The organism is Rhodococcus mengyinensis, assembly GCF_048381435.1.
Lineage (GTDB): Bacteria > Actinomycetota > Actinomycetes > Mycobacteriales > Mycobacteriaceae > Rhodococcus_F > Rhodococcus_F opacus_D.
The window spans coordinates 19,058-37,485 of record NZ_JBLWIT010000034.1 but is presented as its reverse complement, the minus strand read 5'-3'; the positions used below and the strand labels follow the sequence as shown (position 1 = coordinate 37,485).

Sequence of the window (18,428 nt, the reverse complement as noted above, 5' to 3'; positions counted from 1 at the left end):
CACGGCGATCCGGATGTCGGCCTCATCGCGGCGGTGCTGGTGTCCCCGCCGCCTCATGTCGGCGGGGTGCGTCAGGCGGTGGTGGGTTGCACCTCCGTAAACAGTTCGTCGTTGTGCTCGCCGAGTTGAGGCGCCGAGTCGGTGCGCGGTTCGTCGTAGGTGTCGGTCAAGAACGGTGTCCGGATCATCCGACGGCGACCGGCATACGGATCGTCGATCTCGAGGAACATGCGCCGCGCGTCGAGGTGTGGGCACTGGTAGAGCTCGTCGATGGTCTGGCTTTCTCCAGCGGGAAGCCCGTGCGCGGCGAAGTGTTCGACGATCTCGCGGCGGGTACGGGACCGCGTCCACCGTTCGGCTTCGGGGCGGATCACCGATGCGAAGTTCTCGGCCCGGTGAATGACCGAGTCCAGCAGCGGATGCTCGAGCAGGTCGGGCCGCTCGATTGACACACACAGCCGCCGCCACATCTCATGGGTGGGCAGAATCAGTGCAACGTACCCGTCCTCGGCTTCGAGGGCGCCGAGTGGAGAATACCGATCCACCCCGCGCACTCGATGCTCGCCCGTGAAATCCCACAGCATGAGTTCGCGTTCGAGCAGGGACGCCACCGAGTCGTACATGCTCTGATCGACGAACGCACCCGTACCGGACTGGTGACGGCCCTCAAGAGCGGCGAGCACGCTGACGGTGGCATGCACGGCAGTGAAGACGTCCGCGAAACCGGTCACCGTCGGCAACGGCGGGCCCCCCGGTTCTCCGGTCACCGCCATCAGCCCACCAATCGCCTGGATTGCGGTGTCGAAGGCCGGCCGTTCGGCGAATTCACCCCGATGTGTCGACAACCTCCCGTATCCGCTGATGGCGCAGTAGATCAGGCGTGGATTGATGTCCTTGAGCGCGTCGTATCCCACTCCCATGCGGTCGACTGCCCCGGGGCGAAGGTTCTCTACGACGACGTCGGCGGTCGCCGCCAAAGCCAGGTACCGTGCTCGGTCACTCTCCGCGCTCAAGTCCAGGGTGACGGACTTCTTGTTGCGGTTGTAGCTCAGGAACCCGCCGCTCATGGACCCGGTCTCGGTCTGCTCGAGCGGATCATAGATTCTGCGCGGATCGCCGCCGTCGGGCCGCTCGATCTTGATGACCTCCGCACCCAGGTCGGCCAGCATCATCGCACAGTAGGGGGCGGCGATGTACTGGCCCATCTCGAGCACACGAATGCCGTCGAGGGGCCTCACGTCAGATTCCTTCGGTTCCGTGCGGGACGAGCATCGGCTTGATGTCCTCCTGCGCCCGCATCCGCGTCAGCGCCTCGGTGGCCTGGTCGAGGCGGTACCGGTTCGGGACCAGTGCACCGAAGTCGTACTTGCCGTGCGTGTTCTTCATGAATTCGAGAGCCTTGCGGTACTCGGCGATGTGTCCGGACCAGGTCCCCATGATGGTCAGCTGCTGTCGGGTGATGAAGCCGGGCCGGACCGGGACTTCCTTGCCAGGGCCGTCGATCTGGCCGGTGACCATGTAGCGGCCACCCTCCTTGATCATTCCCAAGCCTTCCGGGAATGCGGTGCGTGCGCCGGAGAACTCGAAAACCACTTCGGCGCCGTGGCCGCCGAGCAGGTCGCGGACCGCGGCGATCCGGTCTTCGGGTTCGGGATGTTCGGCGACGGAGACGAGGTCGGTGGCCCCGTATTGCTTGGCGATGGCCAGGCGGTTGTCGGGAGCGCCGATGGTGATGATTCGCCCGGCGCCGAGATGATCGGCGAGGGCCGTCGCGAACAGACCGAGCGGGCCGGCGCCCTGGATGACGACGGTTTCCCACGGGTTCATCTTGCCGATGCGCTCGAACGAGTGCACGACCGTTCGCAGCGCGCAGCTGGCCGCCGACGCCCAGGAGGTTTCCACCTCGTCCGGCACCCGCACGCGTCCCGAGTTGGGGAAGACGTAAGCGTATTCGGCGAAGCCGCCGACCAGATACGGGGGACGTTCGCAATTGGTGAACATGTAGTACTGGCGGTTGGTGCACAGGGTGGGCTGGTTGTCGAACCGGCAGTGGTCACACTGGTTGCATGAGGCGTGGGTGAAGCAGATGCGATCGCCGAGCTCGAGCGGTGTACCGAAGGTGTCCCGCTCGGCGCCGTCACCGAATGCGATTACCCGGCCGACCATTTCGTGTCCGGGTATGACGGGCAGATCCAGGGCCTGGCTGCCGCCGAGGGAGCCATCCCAGAGGTGCAGGTCTGATCCGCAGACCGTCGCGGCTTCGACCCGGACCAGGAGTGCGCCCGGTTCGAGTGTTTGCGGCACGGGAATTTCGCGGATTTCGAGCGGCTCGCTGTGCTTGGTGAGCACCGCCGCCCGGCTGGTCTTGGGGATGTCGAAGGTGGTAGTCATCAGTTTGCTCCTTGTGCGCTCAGCCGAGTTTGAAGGGGTCGCGGCTTTCGCCGGTGAGTTCGACCCAGATGGATTTGGTCTGCAGGTAGGCGTCGAGGCCTTCTATGCCGTTTTCGCGGCCGATGCCGCTCTGGCCGAAGCCGCCGTAGGGGACGTTGTTGGCGAGCACACGGTAGGAGTTGACCCAGATCGTGCCGGCGTTGAGGCGGTGTGCGACGCGGTGTGCGCGTTGGATGTCTTTGGTCCAGACCGCCGCGGCGAGTCCGTAGGTCGTGTCGTTGCCGATCTGGACCGCCTCCTCTTCCGAGGTGAAGGTGATGACCGACAGCACCGGTCCGAAGATTTCTTCCCGTGCCACGCGCATCGAATTGTCGACGCCGCTGAGGATGGTGGGCTGGAAGAAGTACCCGTCGGCCAGGTCGGCGTCCTGTGGACGCTCTCCGCCGCACACCACCGTGGCGCCTTCGCTGGCTCCGAGGTCGACGTAGTAGCGGACCTTCTCGAGTTGCTCGGCGAAGGCGATGGGGCCCATTTCGGTTTCGATGTCGAGCGGATCGCCCATCTTGATCTGGGGTGCGCGCTGGGCGAGCCGTTCGACGACGGCGTCGCGGATGGATTCGTGGACCAGCAACCGACTTCCTGCGATGCAGGTCTGGCCGGTGGCGGCGAAGATTCCTGCCATCACCCCGTTGACGGCCGCATCGATGTCGGCGTCGGGGAAGATGATGTTCGGGGACTTGCCGCCGAGTTCGAGGGTGACCTCCGCGATGTGGTCGGCGGCGCTCTTCATGACCGCGATTCCGGTGGCAGTCGATCCGGTGAAGGTGACTTTGTCCACGCCGGGTTCGGCGGTCAGCGCGGCTCCTGTGTCTCCGGCGCCGGTGACGACGTTGAACACTCCAGGCGGGAAACCGGCTTCATCAACGAGTTTGGCGAACTCGAGGGTCGAGGACGGCGTCTGCTCCGCCGGCTTGGCGACAAATGTGCAACCGGCGGCCAAGGCGGGCGCGAGCTTGCTTGCCAAAAGGAACAGGGGGCTGTTCCAGGGCAGGATTGCGGCGACCACGCCGATCGGCTCGCGGCGAGTGTAGGTGAAGAAGTTCGTCTGGGGTGCGGAGATGGTGTCACCGAAAATCTTGTCGGCAGCGCCGGCGAAGAATTCGTAGGTCGCCGGTAGCCCGGCCATCTGACCGCGGGTCTCGCGAATGACCTTGCCGTTGTCGGTGGTCTCGATGCGCGCGAGATCGTCTGCGTGGGGCTCGATCAGCGCCGCCAGCCTGCGGATCAGGACACCTCGCTGCGCCGCGGACATCGATCCCCACGGCCCGGACAGCGCCCGCCGCGCAGCATCGACAGCCTCCTTTACGTCGGCCGGTCCCGCGAGTGGCGCAGTGGCCCAAGCCTGCCCGTTGTATGGGTTGATGGTCTCGAAAACCTCACCGGAGATCGCATCGACCCAATTGCCGTCGATGTACATCTGTCGGTGTTGGAGTTCGCTGTTTCGCCTTTCGGCGATGGCGACGACGTTCTCGGTCATTGTGCTCTTTCTCGTTTCACGGCCGGACCGAGTGCCCGGCACTGTCACATGGGAGGGCGGTGGCGGGCTTCGATGTACCGCGCACGTTAAGCGGGTGAGGGAATGGCGCCCTCACGTTCCGACGGAGATTCCCGCCAATGTCGCCCGGATCAACGGGTCGACGGAAGACGCCTGCGGCAATGTGGCCACGCTGTCAATCAGGGTCTCCAATTCCTCTGTGGACAGCGGGGTCTCGGATGCGAGGCGTTCGGCATTGCGCACGACGCCGTCCATGTCCCACGACAGCATCGCATCGGAGTCCTCGATGGCGTCGTGGACCGTGGTCCCGTCGACCAGCACCGTGGTTGCGTGTGCGGTTTTCGCTGGGCGTCCCGGCTCGGCGACGAGGTCGATCTTGCCGATGAGGTCGAGTACCTGGGGATCGGTGAAGTGTTGCAGCAGGTCGTAGCTGATGTCGCCGTAGATGAGACCGGTCGCGAAGGCGAATCTGGCGCTCATCAGTGTCTGTGAGGTACGGGTGAAGGGCCCCCGCGAGGGCATGCCCGGATAGGTGGCTTCGCGTTCGTTCATCCGCAGCCGGATCGACGCGACCTCGTCCGCGCGGAGACCGGACTCGCGCAGCCGCACTGCGAGCATGGCCGGTGCCTGATTGAACGCACACACCGGGTACGGCTTGAATGTTACTGCGAGTGTGTTCCAGGACCGCCCGAGCTCGCGGGCGAGTGATTCCGTAGCCTCCCGCGATCGCGAGAAGCAGTCGAGGAATCCCGCTTCGGCCTCGAACGCCGTCCGGGACCCCGTGACCCCGGTTTCGGCGAGTTGCGCCGCCATCAGCCCGCTCGTCGCCGCGATCCCCGACTGGAAGTGCCACTCGTCGGTTCCCGCACCGAACGATTCGGACGTGCCACCCGAGATCGATGCGGCGATCGCCAGTGCGGAGGTCATACGTTCGCCGCTCAGCCCGCGGATCCGTCCGACAGCAGCTGCGGCAGCCACCGGCCCGAACACCGCCGTCGCGCGAAAGGGCGGGGTGGTCAGGTCCGTGAGCGGCCCCGACAGGGCAATGCCCACCTCGTAACCCGCGACAATCGCCGCCAACAGAGTGCGGCCGTCGACAGCGCTGGACTCTGCGGCCGCCAGGGCGGCGGGTATGACGCTTACACCTGGATGGAACGTGCCGTGTGTGTCTTCCTGCGCCCGGGCATGCAGATGCACTCCGTTGATGAAGGCCGCCGTCAAAGCCGGATGCCACTGCCCGGTCACCAGCGAGCGGGCGTATCCCTCGTTGTTCGGCGGCGAGCTCACACCAGGGCTAGCCTGCTCGGCCTGTCGCCCGAAGCCGGCGGCCGAGCCGGCCATTCCCACTGCCAAGGCGTGGAGGAGGCACCCTGTGGCCCGCTCGATGACCGGTAGTGGAAGCGCATCGACCTCCAGACCCGCGGCGAAGACGCCGAGTCGTTCGGCGATCGTGCTGCCAGCCATGCGCACATCCTTCCCATGATTCGTGGACACGTCAGTTGCGGTTGCTGCGGGAGGGGCCCGCGGACGCGGATCCAACCACCGCCGTCGCAACAATTTGTCCGTATGACTTGAAACACTATTGCGAACCCTCGCATCTGTCAATCGCGATGCGAATCGAACCCAACCCTCCCCGTTCCGCTTATGACCTAGCCTCCACTTACAGTAAATAACCAGGCAAAAGCATTTCATTCGTCTAGTTTTCATGCCGGAACCGGCCCGCAACCTACGAGGGGTTGACGCACGCACCAACCCTGACTAACTTCAAGTCATCCGTACAACTGTGGCCCACTTCACTGCGAGCTGCCAGGCGGAGGATCATGGGCGCGCCGAAACACCGATCAGATTCCCGCAGGACCAACTTCACGTCGTGGCGAAAGAAATCCACGACGCTTCCCGAGGAGACCTCGATGACGAACCCACCCCCCGTATCGCCGTTACCCCCCACGATTCCGGGAGATGCACCGACGACTGATGCGCTGACCTCATCGGGGACCCTGGCACCCAAGGTCTCCCGACGCGTCGCCATCGCCGCGGGCATCGGCCACTTCCTCGAGTGGTTCGACTTCGCGGTGTACGGGTTTCTGGCCGCGACCATCGGGACGCTCTTCTTTCCGTCCGGCAACGCCACTACGTCGCTGTTGGCCTCCCTCGCCGTTTTCGGCGTCGCGTTCCTCTTTCGTCCGCTCGGGGGGCTGCTGATCGGAGCTTTCGGCGATCGCGCCGGTCGCCGCGCGGCGCTCTCACTCGCAATCGTCGTCATGGGTATCTGCACCATCGGCATCGGCATCCTGCCGACCTACGCCACCATCGGCCTCGCTGCTCCCGCCCTTCTGGTGCTCCTTCGGTGCGCCCAAGGATTCTCCGCGGGTGGCGAGTACGCCGGCGCAGCTGCCTTCCTCGTCGAATATGCACCGGCCCGCCGGCGCGGGCTGTGGAGCAGTGTGGTCTCCGCCGGCGCCGGCATCGGGGTCATGGCCGGGGGTGCAGTGACCTTGCTGCTGACCACCCTGCTGTCCGACGACCAGATGACGACCTGGGGTTGGCGCGTCCCCTTCCTCGTCGCCGGTCCGCTGGCCGTCCTCGGTCTCTATGTCCGGCTCCGACTGGAGGACACTCCCGTGTTCCAGGAGCTCCAGCGCGCTCACGAGGTCGAGCACGCCCCCTTGCGCAACGCCGGCAAGCACAGCCGATCCGGAATCCTGCTGGTGTTCGTCTGCACCGCGGTGACCGGCCTCGGCTTCTACTACCTCGCAACCTTCGTGGTCACCTTCCTCACTGTCGAGGTCCACATGACCAAGACCTCCGCCCTCGAACTCGCGGTGCTCGGGTTGCTCATCTACTCGCTCATGTGCCCCGTGGCAGGGATGATCGGCGACCGCATCGGCCGCCGACGCACAATGCTGATCGGCGCCGGCGGTATCGCGCTGACCGCGGTCCCCTGCTTCGTTCTGCTCTCGACCGGCACCTGGTACCTCGCCCTGATCGGCCTGGTAATTTTCGCGGCCTTCGAGGCCCTGGCCAATGTCATGCTCGGCGTTCTCATGGTCGAGCTCTTCCCGGCCCGACTGCGGGTGACGGGTAGCTCGATCGGCTTCAACGTCGCACAGGCCCTCATCGGCGGGCCCGGCCCGTTCATCGCCACCGCCATCGCAGCTGCCGCAGCGCTCATCGTCGCCCCCGCTCTCTACCTGGTCGCGATTGCAGCGCTGTCGTTCGTGCTTCTGCTGCGGTATCTGCCCGAGACCCGCGGGGTGTCGCTGTTCAGCGAGGAAGCACCCTCCGCGAGGAAATGACAGACAGGCCAGATTGTGGAGACGCATTCGTATCTCAGGCGTCCCGCGTACCGGCTCGTCGCCGAACAACTTCGGCGGCGAGCCGAACGCGGTGAGTACGCCGTGGGAGACAAGCTGCCCACCGAAGACCAACTTCGGCAGAGTTTCGGCGTCAGCAGACACACGATCCGCCAAGCGATCAGTCACCTGGTCGAGGAGGGCATGGTGCACCGCGTCCAGGGCAGCGGCACGTACTTGATTGGGCACGAAACGAACTCAGGTCGCTACCAGCGTGCAATCGGATCGCTCGACGAAATCATGAGCTGGCCCGGCACCACCACCCGGTTACTCGAGCCTTTCCGACCGGGAGTGAGCGAGCCCGCGATCGCCCGCCACCTCGGTGCGGATATCTCAGACATCCGCTGCGCACTCGTCCAACGCTGCTACAACCATGCGCCTTTCGCCTTGACCCGGCACTACATGGTTTCCTCATTGGCGGACAACGTGATCGAGCGGGGACTGTGGGAGACCGACAGCACGATCATTCAATCGGCAGAGCGACTACTACCCGGTAGCATCGTCTCCGCAACTCAGAATATCCACGCCACCCAAGCCGAAGAGGCGGAGAGCCAACTGATCGGATGCTCGGCAGGAGACGCCGTCTTACTCATCGAGCGGCTCTACCACGACGCCGGGGGGCGGCCGGTCGAGTTCACCACCTCGCGACTCAATCCCCGCCGCTACAGCTACCGGATGGACCTGCGCCGGAGCCGCTGATGGGGCCCACGATCCGTGCCCGGTGTGCTACTGGGCCACCACGAAGCGATAGGCGCGACCATCACACGGTTCACCCATCAGGAACGCACGAAGGAGGCGGTGTGGACCTACAGCCGAACACCGACATCGGTCCGATCAACGTAGTCCGGGATCGATATGGCCCGTCCGGACGAGTAATCGTCATCCTCACCGCTACCGCCATCACCGCGGTCGGACAGATGTACTCGGTACTGGCGCTACTTCCGCAGATGGCCGCTACCTTCGGTGTCGACCCTGCACACGTGACGGCAACCTCCACCGTATTCGGGGTCGCCTATGCTCTCGGCTTCCTCGCCGCGGGGCCGCTGGCGTCGCGGTTCGGGCCGCATACCGTGATGACTGTCGGCCTGCTCGCCGCCGCGGCCACCACCCTGCTGGCAGCGCTGCCGTCCACGCTCCTTCTGGAGTTGATCGCCCGGGCGGGGCAGGGCTGCACAGCCGCCGCCTTCGCCCCGGCCGCGTTCACGTATATCGCCGAGAGCATCGATCCGCGCCACCGCCTACTCGCCTTGAGCTGCTTGACCAGCAGTTTTCTCGCCGCCGCGGCGGTCGTTCCCGTCGCTGCGCAGATGATCGCCGCGGCTGCTGGCTGGCGCGCGGTCTTTGTGGTCGGCGCAGGCGAGCTCGTGGTGGCAACCGTGGCAGTTGCTGCGTTGGTTCCGAGGGCGCGGCCCAGGGACCACCCCTGTGGTACGCGGCTTTTCGGAGTCCTGGTGACGATTCTGGGCAGGTGGCGGTTGGTCGCGCTGTTTGGTGCTGCAGCCACTTTCCTCGGGGCGTATGTCAGCGTCTTCACCACCATCTCGCTGGTGGGGCCGCCTTCAATTGCCGGAAATCCCGAGGCCCTGCAGGTGCTGCGATTGGCCACCGTGCCGGCGCTGCTCGTCATTCCATTTCTAGGTCGAGTGCTGCGACGGTGGCAGCCGGTCCATAGGGGCGCGGCGGCGATGGGTGTGGCGGCGATGTCTGCGGGCGGATCGGTTCTGTCAGACTCCCTGGTTGCCTTGTCGATCACGGTGCTGGTGCTCGTAGCGGCCATCGCCATTACGGCGTCGGCCATCGTCGAATCACTCCTGGCGCAGGTACGTCCGGAGGAAACGGGCGGAGCAACGGCACTGTACGGATCATTTACCTTCCTCGGTGCCAGCGCCGGTCCGGCGCTCGCTTCGGGGGTCAGCCCGTGGGGATTTGGCATCGGCATGCTTACGGCAGCCATCTGGCTCGCCATCGGGGCGGGCCTGATCCTTTTCTCTGCCGCGGGAACCGTGGCCCGGCGGTCAGTTCAGCACAACACCGACGATGCAGTGTCACCCCCAAGGTAGGGGCTTACGGCAAGCCGGCGTCAGCCGCGAGCGCCGCCAACAAGAAGTCGCGGGGCACGTCCGACGATTGCGGCGGATGAGTTGGTGGATGGTCGGTGTCGACGATGTGTTGGAGGGTGTCCATGACGTGTTCGCCCCCGTCGGCGAGGAACCACACCAACCCGGCCTGCGAGCAGCGGGCTACCACCTCGGTGAGCACCTTTCGGGCCTCTGCGCTGCGGCCGGATGCGGCGAGGCAACCGGCCAGCAGTCGGCGGGCCCGCAGCGCGGCCCGGTGGCGTTCACTGTCCGCCAGGCGCTCCGCCCACTCTCTGGCCCACTGGCATGCGAGGTCGGTATTCGCCGGGGATCCGGTTCGCACCAATCCCCGGATTGCCGCCTCCTCCAGGTACTGCGCGATCGCCTGGTCGAGACCGGACACTTGCTCGGCGCGTTCGGCATAGGTGAGGTCCGCAGGTTGTGCATCTGAGGACGGCAGGACGAGATCCAGGCGCGCCGCTTCGTTGACGATGGCGCTGTGGAGCCTCGGCAGCTGCATCTGCATGGAGAATCGTGCGCCCTCGTCCAGCCGTTGAACCGCCGCCGAACGGTCACCGCGAATCGCTTTGATTCGGGCTCCGACGACGTACCGGGCGATCTTCAAGTCGACCGCGCCCGCGTGTGGCCCGAGGTCGTATCCGTCGTCGAGCAGTCGCTCGGCCTCGACGATCTGACCCTTCTCGTACAGAACTTCACCGAGCAGGCCCCCGGCCAGCCGAGCTGTGTACGACCGGCGTCCATCCACTTGCTGAGCGATCTTCATCGCGGTTCGGAAACTCGATTCCGCCAAGCTCACGTCGAGTTGCTCGAAGGCGGCTATACCCACCCAACAATGTCCGTGCACCGAGTTGTACGGCCCGTTGTTCCGCTGGTGATACGTTGCGGCCCATTGCTGAAGGGCATGGGCGGCGCGATAGTCCGCTCGGCAGATCGCGGCGAAGGTCGCGACGTTCGCCGCGACGGATACGACCCACGGCCTGAGGTCATCGGGTCGATCGAGACACGGACGCACCAAGTCGTCGATGCGAGAGGCGCGGTCGGCGCGCAATTCCACGACTGCTCTGACCACCGACGCTTCGGCGGCCAGCGCGGGGGTGTCCGGGTCGCTGCGGTGGGTGAGCGCGGTATCGACGCGGTCGAGTGCCTGCAGAGCCGGGTCGGGGTTGTAGAGCAGGATGTTCGACCAGGCGGCGGCGAGCTGCAGCCGCGGATTCGATACCGCGCTGTCGATCGGCAGCTTGTCGACGAGTCCACGCAACGTCGACATCTGCGAATGCTCGAGCAGATACGTCCCGTGGCGTTCGATCAGTTCCACCGCACCGGTCGTATCGCCGGCACGCAGTGCGTGATCGACCGCTTCGCTGAGGAAGTGGTGCTCGGCGAACCAGGTGGAGGCGGAGCGATGCAACTGCGCCGATCGTCCGGGAAAGTCGGTGTCGAGGCGGCCGCGTAGGAATTCGGCGAACATGTGGTGGTAGCGGAACCAGTGTCCTTCGTCGTCGACTCGGCGCAGGAACAGGTCGCGTTCTTCGATCAGCTCGAGCATCGCCTGGCCGCGTCGCACGTCGGTCAGGGTGGAGGCGAGGTCGGCGCAGATGCGGTCGGGGATGGCGGTGGCCAGCAGAAATGCGCGTGTGTCCGTGTCGATGGAGTCGAGGACGTTCTCGGCGAGGAAATCTCCGATCGCTTGATGGCGGCCCGAGAGGTGTTCGATGAAACCGGCGGGGTCCGCGGACGAGCGCAGGGAAATCGACGCCAGCTGGATGGCGGCGGCCCAGCCGTCGGTCGACCTCGCCAGGTTGGCGATGTCACTTGTCGCCAGGTCCACTCCCGATGTTTCGGTGAGGAAGGTGCGTGTTTCTTCTTCGTCGAATCGCAGTACTGCCGAATCGATCTCGATGAGTTCGTCGAGAACGCGCATTCGGCTCATCGGCAGTCCTGTTTTGCGGCGACTGGTCACGATGACCTGGATGTGGTGGCACCCGTTGTCCAGTAGGTACGTCAGCGTCGCGACACTCGAGGGATCCGAGACCCGATGCCAGTCGTCGACGACGAGGGCCAGGGGTTGGTCCTGATCGTGCAGTGTGCTGATCAGCGTTGTCAGCACGTGCGGGCATGCGTGGTCACCGTGTGCTTCGAAGGTGTCCCGCAAGTCGGTCGCCACGGCCGGCAATGCGGTGGTGACGGCTTCGATGAGATGTGCGAGGAACCACAGCGGATTGTTGTCGTCTCGGTCGACGGTCAACCATGCGGTGGCGATGCCCTCATCGGCGAGCTGACGGAGCCACTGTGCCGCCGTGGTGCTTTTTCCGTAGCCGGTGGGTGCGTGAATCACGGCCAGGCGGCGCCGTCGATCGGTGTGGAGAGCCTGCATCAGGCGGGCACGGGGGACCAGGGTGCGGCTCGGTGGTGGTGGTCGGAATCTGGTGGCGGGCGTGGGAGGTGCCGAGTACCGACCGGAGGGTGTCGGCGTCCGCGAGTGCGGTGACGGGGATCGGAAACCGGATGCTGATGAATTGTGTTCCGGGTCGGCGCTCAATTCTGGCGCGATCCCCTCGGGTGCGCTGCTCTCGGAGTTGTGGTGGACGCGGCGTAACTGGTCCGCAAATTCGGCTGCCGCACGGGGACGGTTGCCGCGATCGCGGTCCATGGCATGCTCGATCGCAGTGCAGAGTTCCTCGGGGATGTCTCCCCGCCAGTCGCGTAGCAGGGGGCCGGTCGAACTTGTGATGCGCCGGAACTGGCCGATCAGAGGCTCACCGCTGCGCCGTTCGAAGGCCGCGTGTCCGGTGAGCGCGCTGAACAGGGTTGCTCCGAGGCTATAGATGTCGCCGGCTGGGCTGGGGGGATGCCCGAGCAGCACGTCGGGGTCGGTGTAGGCGGGTGATCCGGTCACCACACCGCCCGTGGTCTCGAATCCGCCGGTGATGCGGGCGATGCCGAAATCTGTCAGCTGCGGCTCTCCGAAGGTGTCGATCAAGATGTTCGCGGGTTTGATGTCTCGGTGCAGGATGGATTGTTGGTGGGCGGCCTCGAGCGCGTCGGCCACCTTGATCCCGAGGTGCAGGACACGGGTCCAGGAAATCGGCCCCGACTCGATCAGTGCCTGGAGGGAGCCCGGCTCGTGGTAGTGCATGACGAGGTACGGTTGGCCGGCGCCCGTCGTTCCAACTCGATAAATCGTGACTATGTTGGGGTGCCCGGACAGGCGTCCCATTGCTTTTTGCTCACGGAGAAAGCGGGCCACGACTTCCGAGTCGTGATAGGTGGTGAGCACCTTGACCGCGACGACGCGATCGAGAGTCCGCTCTTCGCAGCGGTACACCACCCCGAAGCCGCCCCGTCCGATCTCGGTGGCGCACTCGAATCCCTCCGCCGCCAGCTCCGTGGCGATGTCTGGAGTCTGGTCGCGCTGTGTTGCCCCCGGATCGGTCTCGGCCATCTATCACCTCGGACCGGCATCTGGTGCCTTGAATCGGCTCATCACCCACCTCGCCTACTGAATCGAGGATAATCTGGCCGTCGACCGAACTGGCCCCGAACGCGGTCAAATTACATGCCCGATGACCGAGGTTGTGGCCGAGTAAGGTGTCAGGCAGAATTCGCAGCCTCGTCCGAGGCACTACCCGTCCTCCCCCACCCAATATGTGGGTGGCCGCTGCTTGCCATTCGAATCGAGGGCCGTAACCATGTCAGCCTTCCACTCGGGGGCCGATGTCGTTCCCAACGCCGCACCGCTGGAAGGCCGGCGACCTGCGATCGAGGCCTATGTCGATCTCGACGCCGTCTCCCGGAACACGACTGCCCTGACCGCTCGGGCCGGGACGGCGTCGTTGATGGCGGTAGTCGAGGCAGACGCGTACGGCCACGGTGCGGTGCATGTCGCGGCCACCGCCTTGGCGGCTGGAGCGCGGGAACTGGGGGTTCGGACGATCGCCGAAGGGTGCGCACTCCGCCGGGCCGGTATCGGCGCCCCAGTCCTGGCGTTCGCGCCCGTACAAGGGATCGGGGACGACTGCCTCGACGCGGGAATCCGAACCGGCATCGCCGTAACAGTTGAATCCGCCGATCAGGTGGCGGCCGTGATGGCGGCGGCACGACGCGGGACAACTGCGACGGTCCAGGTGGCCGTCGACTGTGGACGTCCCCCCCAGCGGGTAACGCGCTGGGCAGATCTGCTCCGGTCGCTACGCGCCGCTCAGTCGGAGGGGACGGTGCACGTTCGCGGCATCTACTCGTCGATTGGCGACGACACGCATGCCGACGCTGTGGTGGATCGAGACCGCGACCATTTTCTCGAGTACTTACAGTCCGCGCGCGCGGCCGGGGTGACCTTCGATTCCGCCCATCTCGCCGGCGCACAGGCGCTGCGTCGCAGTGACTTACGCTTCGACCTGGTCCGCGCCGATCTCGCTCTGTACGGCGTCGCGCCAACCGGTTCTGCCCTCGAAGCGGAACTGGTTCCGGCCCTGACGTTGTCGGCGGAGGTGGCGCTGGTGAAGAAGATCGCGGCGGGAGACGGGGTCTCGTACGGGTTCCGGTGGGTGGCAGAGAGGGACTGTTCGATTGCACTGCTGCCTGTGGGGTACGCGGACGGGATTCCGCGTGCGCTGGGTGGCCGCATGTCGGTGCTGCTGGGCGGTGGGTGGCGCCCTCAGGTCGGGCGGGTATGCATGGATCAAATACTGGTCTACCTCGGGACGGACACCGATGTGGTCGAAGGAGATCGCGCCGTGTTGTTCGGGGGAACTGTGGGCAGCACCGCGGGTGCGCAGCGGTGGGCTCACGCGCTCGGGACGACACCGGATGAGATTCTCGGCGGACTGCGTGGTCGGATCGAGTGGCGTTATGTCGGTGGCGCGCCGGGCACCCCCGGTTCATAGCTCCGCGGATGTGCTATCCGCGGAGCTACGGGCATCCGCGGAACTATTCGTGGGTGCCGGTCAGTTGTCGTGACGCACCGAGTCGGGGGTCCCGGTCGGTATCGGCCGGTCGCTGTTCGGCATCGTCGATCGCGCATGGTCTCCTGCTGAGCGCGATCGTCGAGACGGCCCCAGCCACGCTCCAGAGTGCGAGCCAGGTACAGATCAGCCAGGTGGAGTGTGTCCAGCTGTAGAACAGCGTCGCCATGAACGGGGCGGTGCCTCCGATGACACTGACTGACAGCGCCTGACTCAACGCGACGCCGCTGAACCGGACATCGACACTGAATCGCTCCGCAAGGAACGCCGGTTGCGGGGCTTGCAGTGCCGAGTGCACCACCGCCAGCATGAAGGTGATGCCCAAGAACGCGGCCCACCCCGACCCGGTATCCATCAGCGCGAACAGCACAAAACCTCCGAACAGAGCGGTGAAGCACCCCGTGAGAATGACGATGCGGCGTGAGAACCGGTCACTCAGATGGCCGGATACCGGCAGGCTGATCAGATAGACGAGCGATGCGGCGAGGAGCGCATTGAGCATCGTGGTGCGGCTGAGGTCCAAGATGGTGGTGCCGTAGGAGACGGCGTAGGTGGACACCAGATAGAACAGAATGCCTCCAGGAGCGATGACGCCCGCGGCCAGTGCGACTTCCCGCCATTGATTGCGCAGTAGTGAGCGCACCGGGGTGCTTTGCTGGGCGGACGCGGTCTGCAGTGCCGTGAAGTCCGGAGTTTCCTCGACGCCGAGGCGGATGAACATCGAGATGGCGAAGAGGACTGCGCTGAGCAGGAACGGGATCCTCCATCCCCAGGTGTCGAAAGCGTCGCCGGAAATGTGGTCACTGACGGTGATGGCGATGGTCGACAGCAGGAGTCCGCCAGGTACCCCCATCTGGACGGTGCTGCCAAACAGCCCGCGCCGGTGCGGGGGTGAATGCTCGACGAGCATCAGAGCAGCTCCACCCCATTCTCCGCCCATCGCGATGCCTTGCACGAATCGGAGGGTGACCAGAAGGAGCGGAGCGAACCAACCGACTTGCTCGAATGTCGGAAGTACGCCGATCAGAACCGTCGCGGTGCCCATCATCAACAACGAGAACACGAGTGTCTTGCGCCGACCGACCTTGTCCCCCATTCCGCCGAAGAGAACACTGCCCAACGGCCGAGCGAGGAATCCGACCGCGAAAGTCGCGAAGGAGGCGAGGGTCCCCGCCAGCGGGCTGTATGACGGGAAGAACAAGGGCCCGAACACGAGGGCTGCGGCGGTGCCGTACAGGAAGAAGTCGTAGTACTCGAGGGCAGTGCCGGCGAATCCTGCTGCGGTCACGCGCAACATCTTTGTGGTGGAGCGTTTTTCAGACACGCTCATGATGGTTCCTCCAGAGAAGCAGTAAACGTGCGGGGGTGGGCCACGGCGTGGTACACGGTGGCTGGAGTCGAGAAACTCTCATGCGGATAGCTCGCCGTCGATCATCAGTTCGGCGCGGCGTCGATGACGAAGCCGCTCGACGGGGCGGGCAGGTAGTTCATGGTTGGTCAAAACTGCATCGCTGGGTCTACCAACGCGGGAGCGCATCGAGGAAGGTGGTCAGCGCCGTTGTCACGGCATCGGGGTTCTCCTCGGTCACCAAGTGACCCGCACCAGGGATTCGCGCGAAAGCCGATCCCGGTATCCGGGCGTGCATCCGTTCGGCGGCGGAAATGTCGATGCCGTTGTCGTCCTCACCGTGCACGATGAGGGTCGGAATCTGTATCTCGGACAGGCGGGAGAGGCGTTCACTCTTGCTGATCCACGAGTTGTATTCGCCCCATACCGACCGTGATGGTCTAGTCCGCCACTTGTGCACCCACGAATCGATCAAGGCGGGACGGTTCGCGATGGCCTGCGGGCCGAAAATGATCGGAACAAAGGTCTGCGAAAAGCTCGCGGGGATGGGGTCTTCGCTCTTCATGGGGCGGAACACCTCTGCGAACTGCGTCTTCTCCTCGCTGGTATAGGCGTCGGCCATCGTGTCCATCAGGATGAGCCCGGCCAGCCGTTCCGGGTACTTCAGGGCCAGCTCGATCGCCATGAAACCGCCCACCGACATTCCCACCAGTACGAATCGGTCGATTTCTGCTCGGGCGGCCACTTCCAGACAATCGGTGACCAGGGAGTCGAGGTCGTATTCGGTGCCGTATTCCGACGTTCCGGCCCTGCTGGTGTAGGCGACGGTTCGATAGCGATCAGCCAGAGCAGCGGTTTGCTCGGCGAACATGGTCCGGTCCAGGAGCGTGCCGTGGCTGAAGAGCACGGGTGGGCCGTGCCCCTGGTCTGCGACGTCGAAAACTTTCATTGTGTTCTCCCTTCTGGCCAGTGCGTCGTGTCGCTCGGCCGGAGGCAGGTGGGGCGAGGCGGGGTAGTTGCATTCGACAGTGGGGGTGCAAGGCTCCGGTTGGTTCCGTTTGCGCGGCAGCGCATGTCAGTGCACCAGGTCCTCGAGGTTGGAGTTGAGTGCCTTCGGCCGTGGGACCATCCACAGGCCGACCAGCGCGATCAGCGGTAGAACGGCACCGAAGACGATGACCAACACATTCCAGCTGTAGACGGTCAGCAGAGGGGCGACAATGAGCGCGAGAGTCCCGTAGCTGGTCCACAGCATGCCCGAACCCCATGCTCCGCCCGTGCCACGAATACGCGTGGGGAAGGCTTCCTGGAGAAAATTCGAGGACCCGCCCCAGAGACCGATGGTGATCAAGACGTACACGATGAACCAGGGCACGATCGTCGACGGTGTCGCCAGGTACACCATGAAGAGTGCGCATACGGATCCAAGCACCCCGACGGCGGTGAGGGTGTAGTGGGCACCCTTGCCCCGTGTGACGAAACTGGCGGCGAGGATGGTGACGATCCCGAGCCAGTTTGCCCAGGTGATCGCCCGGTTGGCCTCGAGGAACGAAATGTCCTTACCCTGCAGGAAGCTCAGTCCGAAGTAGGACATGATGGCGTATTGGGGCACGATGAAGAGGAAGAACAGGGTCACCCCGATGGTGCGGCGACGCATATCGGCCGCCCACAGCTGGGAGAGCACACTCTTCTCCGTCTTGGCGACGTCGATGTGGAACCTGCTCGACCCAGTTCGACGGGCATGCTGGAGATCCTGGAAGTGCGGTGTTTCCTTGATGACGAAGGAGACGGCGATACCGAAGGCCAACGGGAGTATGCCGACGATCCAGAACACCGCCCGCCATCCCATGCTGGCGGCGATGTGTTCGGAGAAGAAGGCCGATGATCCGAATCCGATTGCCCACCCCACTGGAACGGTCCCGGTCATCCATCCGCGATGCTTCGCGGGTACCGATTCCGCAATGAGGACGGTAGCCAGCCCCCACGAGACATAACCGATGGTTGCAATCGACCGGAGAATTCCGAATGACGTGGTGTTCCAAGCAAATCCAGTAAGAATCGTGAACGCCGAGCAAATCGCGATAGCCGCTACGAAGAGAGGCTTACGGCCGAATCGGTCCGTCAATGGGCCGATGAGGAACATGGCGATGACACCGCAGGTGAAGAATCCGCCTGCATAGATGTATCCGACAGCGCTGTCGGAGAAACCCAGGCTTTGTTGGACGAGTGGGTAACTGGTGGGGAAAATTGCGGCGTCGGCCGCGATGGTCGCATAACCGAGCACCCCCAGCACCATGACAGCCCAGTGATAGGGCCGCAGCCGATCATCCGCGGCAAGAGTGGTGGTTGGGGGTCTTTCGCGCAAACCGTCGTCGTCAACGGCAATTTCTGTCATGGGGTCTCCTGGTGGCGTCGAGGGGGCTCAAGGAGGAGCGAGATCGCGCAGTGGCGTGCGCCACATAGTTTGCGGGTTTTTGCATCACTTATCAAGTTTTTGTGCGGTTTCGGCACGGGATTCCACGAAGCGCTCTCGCTGAACAGCCGTTACCTGCAGTTTTTGAGACACAGGTCTTCCGAACGTGTCATCGCCACACCGACCAAGGAGGCCGATTTGATACAATCGAGGGGCGTCGAGTAGTGAAAGAGGAGCAAGTGTCGACAACCCTTCCTGATCGTGACCGCTGCCATTCGCGGAACGAGGCAGTTCTCGGCGCCTCCGGG

Annotated in this window: 12 protein-coding genes; 4 read left to right on the top strand and 8 right to left on the bottom strand. The window is 64.7% G+C overall.

What is annotated here, in order from left to right:
* Positions 1-71 precede the first annotated feature (71 nt).
* The 4 genes from ACNJ7E_RS04415 to ACNJ7E_RS04400 form a co-directional block, all read right to left on the bottom strand.
* Positions 72-1,238 (bottom strand): CaiB/BaiF CoA transferase family protein, encoded by a 1,167-nt coding sequence (locus ACNJ7E_RS04415; protein ID WP_172652435.1) that lies wholly within the window; start codon positions 1,236-1,238, stop codon positions 72-74.
* A 1-nt stretch (position 1,239) separates the two neighbouring features.
* The gene (locus ACNJ7E_RS04410) at positions 1,240-2,391 is read right to left on the bottom strand and encodes a zinc-binding dehydrogenase (RefSeq protein WP_283541328.1); all 1,152 of its coding nucleotides are present in this window, start codon (positions 2,389-2,391) and stop codon (positions 1,240-1,242) included.
* 19 nt (positions 2,392-2,410) lie between these two features.
* Positions 2,411-3,928, bottom strand: a complete 1,518-nt coding sequence (locus ACNJ7E_RS04405; RefSeq protein WP_172652437.1) for an aldehyde dehydrogenase — start codon at positions 3,926-3,928, stop codon at positions 2,411-2,413.
* Positions 3,929-4,039: 111 nt separating this feature from the next.
* Positions 4,040-5,410 carry an MmgE/PrpD family protein gene (locus ACNJ7E_RS04400; RefSeq protein ID WP_418339230.1) on the bottom strand — a complete coding sequence of 457 codons (1,371 nt, stop codon included), beginning with the start codon at positions 5,408-5,410 and terminating at the stop codon, positions 4,040-4,042.
* A gap of 446 nt (positions 5,411-5,856) precedes the next feature.
* Here ACNJ7E_RS04400 and ACNJ7E_RS04395 point away from each other — a divergent pair, with 446 nt between their 5' ends.
* The 3 genes from ACNJ7E_RS04395 to ACNJ7E_RS04385 all read left to right on the top strand — a co-directional run bounded on the left by ACNJ7E_RS04395 (position 5,857) and on the right by ACNJ7E_RS04385 (position 9,359).
* Positions 5,857-7,242: an MFS transporter gene (locus ACNJ7E_RS04395; RefSeq protein WP_257226540.1), complete on the top strand. Its 1,386-nt coding sequence runs from the start codon at positions 5,857-5,859 to the stop codon at positions 7,240-7,242.
* 15 nt (positions 7,243-7,257) lie between these two features.
* Entirely contained in the window at positions 7,258-7,998 is a 741-nt protein-coding gene (locus tag ACNJ7E_RS04390) for a GntR family transcriptional regulator (RefSeq protein WP_418339229.1), read from the top strand.
* A gap of 101 nt (positions 7,999-8,099) precedes the next feature.
* Positions 8,100-9,359: an MFS transporter gene (locus ACNJ7E_RS04385; RefSeq protein WP_172652440.1), complete on the top strand. Its 1,260-nt coding sequence runs from the start codon at positions 8,100-8,102 to the stop codon at positions 9,357-9,359.
* A gap of 4 nt (positions 9,360-9,363) precedes the next feature.
* On the opposite strand, the gene ACNJ7E_RS04380 is transcribed toward ACNJ7E_RS04385, so the two are convergent.
* Positions 9,364-12,840 (bottom strand): protein kinase domain-containing protein, encoded by a 3,477-nt coding sequence (locus ACNJ7E_RS04380; RefSeq protein WP_418339228.1) that lies wholly within the window; start codon positions 12,838-12,840, stop codon positions 9,364-9,366.
* Between the two features lie 247 nt (positions 12,841-13,087).
* On the opposite strand from ACNJ7E_RS04380, the gene alr reads away from it, so the two are divergent.
* Entirely contained in the window at positions 13,088-14,281 is a 1,194-nt protein-coding gene (alr, locus tag ACNJ7E_RS04375) for an alanine racemase (RefSeq protein ID WP_172652442.1), read from the top strand.
* 43 nt (positions 14,282-14,324) lie between these two features.
* Here alr and ACNJ7E_RS04370 read toward each other — a convergent pair whose 3' ends face one another.
* The 3 genes from ACNJ7E_RS04370 to ACNJ7E_RS04360 form a co-directional block, all read right to left on the bottom strand.
* A complete protein-coding gene (locus ACNJ7E_RS04370) occupies positions 14,325-15,689 on the bottom strand; it encodes an MFS transporter (protein ID WP_172652443.1) in 1,365 nt (454 codons plus the stop codon).
* A 187-nt stretch (positions 15,690-15,876) separates the two neighbouring features.
* Positions 15,877-16,656, bottom strand: a complete 780-nt coding sequence (locus ACNJ7E_RS04365; protein WP_054715088.1) for an alpha/beta fold hydrolase — start codon at positions 16,654-16,656, stop codon at positions 15,877-15,879.
* A gap of 126 nt (positions 16,657-16,782) precedes the next feature.
* A complete protein-coding gene (locus ACNJ7E_RS04360; RefSeq protein WP_095869765.1) occupies positions 16,783-18,102 on the bottom strand; it encodes an MFS transporter in 1,320 nt (439 codons plus the stop codon).
* Between the last annotated feature and the right edge of the window lie 326 nt (positions 18,103-18,428).

Bases quoted from the DNA above. Each gene is read 5' to 3' on its own strand.
- ACNJ7E_RS04360 (WP_095869765.1), bottom strand. From the start codon at position 18,102: ATGACAGAAATTGCCGTTGACGACGACGGTTTGCGCGAAAGACCCCCA.
- ACNJ7E_RS04370 (WP_172652443.1), bottom strand. From the start codon at position 15,689: ATGAGCGTGTCTGAAAAACGCTCCACCACAAAGATGTTGCGCGTGACC.
- alr (WP_172652442.1), top strand. From the start codon at position 13,088: ATGTCAGCCTTCCACTCGGGGGCCGATGTCGTTCCCAACGCCGCACCG.
- ACNJ7E_RS04405 (WP_172652437.1), bottom strand. From the start codon at position 3,928: ATGACCGAGAACGTCGTCGCCATCGCCGAAAGGCGAAACAGCGAACTC.
- ACNJ7E_RS04410 (WP_283541328.1), bottom strand. From the start codon at position 2,391: ATGACTACCACCTTCGACATCCCCAAGACCAGCCGGGCGGCGGTGCTC.
- ACNJ7E_RS04380 (WP_418339228.1), bottom strand. From the start codon at position 12,840: ATGGCCGAGACCGATCCGGGGGCAACACAGCGCGACCAGACTCCAGAC.
- ACNJ7E_RS04365 (WP_054715088.1), bottom strand. From the start codon at position 16,656: ATGAAAGTTTTCGACGTCGCAGACCAGGGGCACGGCCCACCCGTGCTC.
- ACNJ7E_RS04400 (WP_418339230.1), bottom strand. From the start codon at position 5,410: ATGGCTGGCAGCACGATCGCCGAACGACTCGGCGTCTTCGCCGCGGGT.
- ACNJ7E_RS04395 (WP_257226540.1), top strand. From the start codon at position 5,857: ATGACGAACCCACCCCCCGTATCGCCGTTACCCCCCACGATTCCGGGA.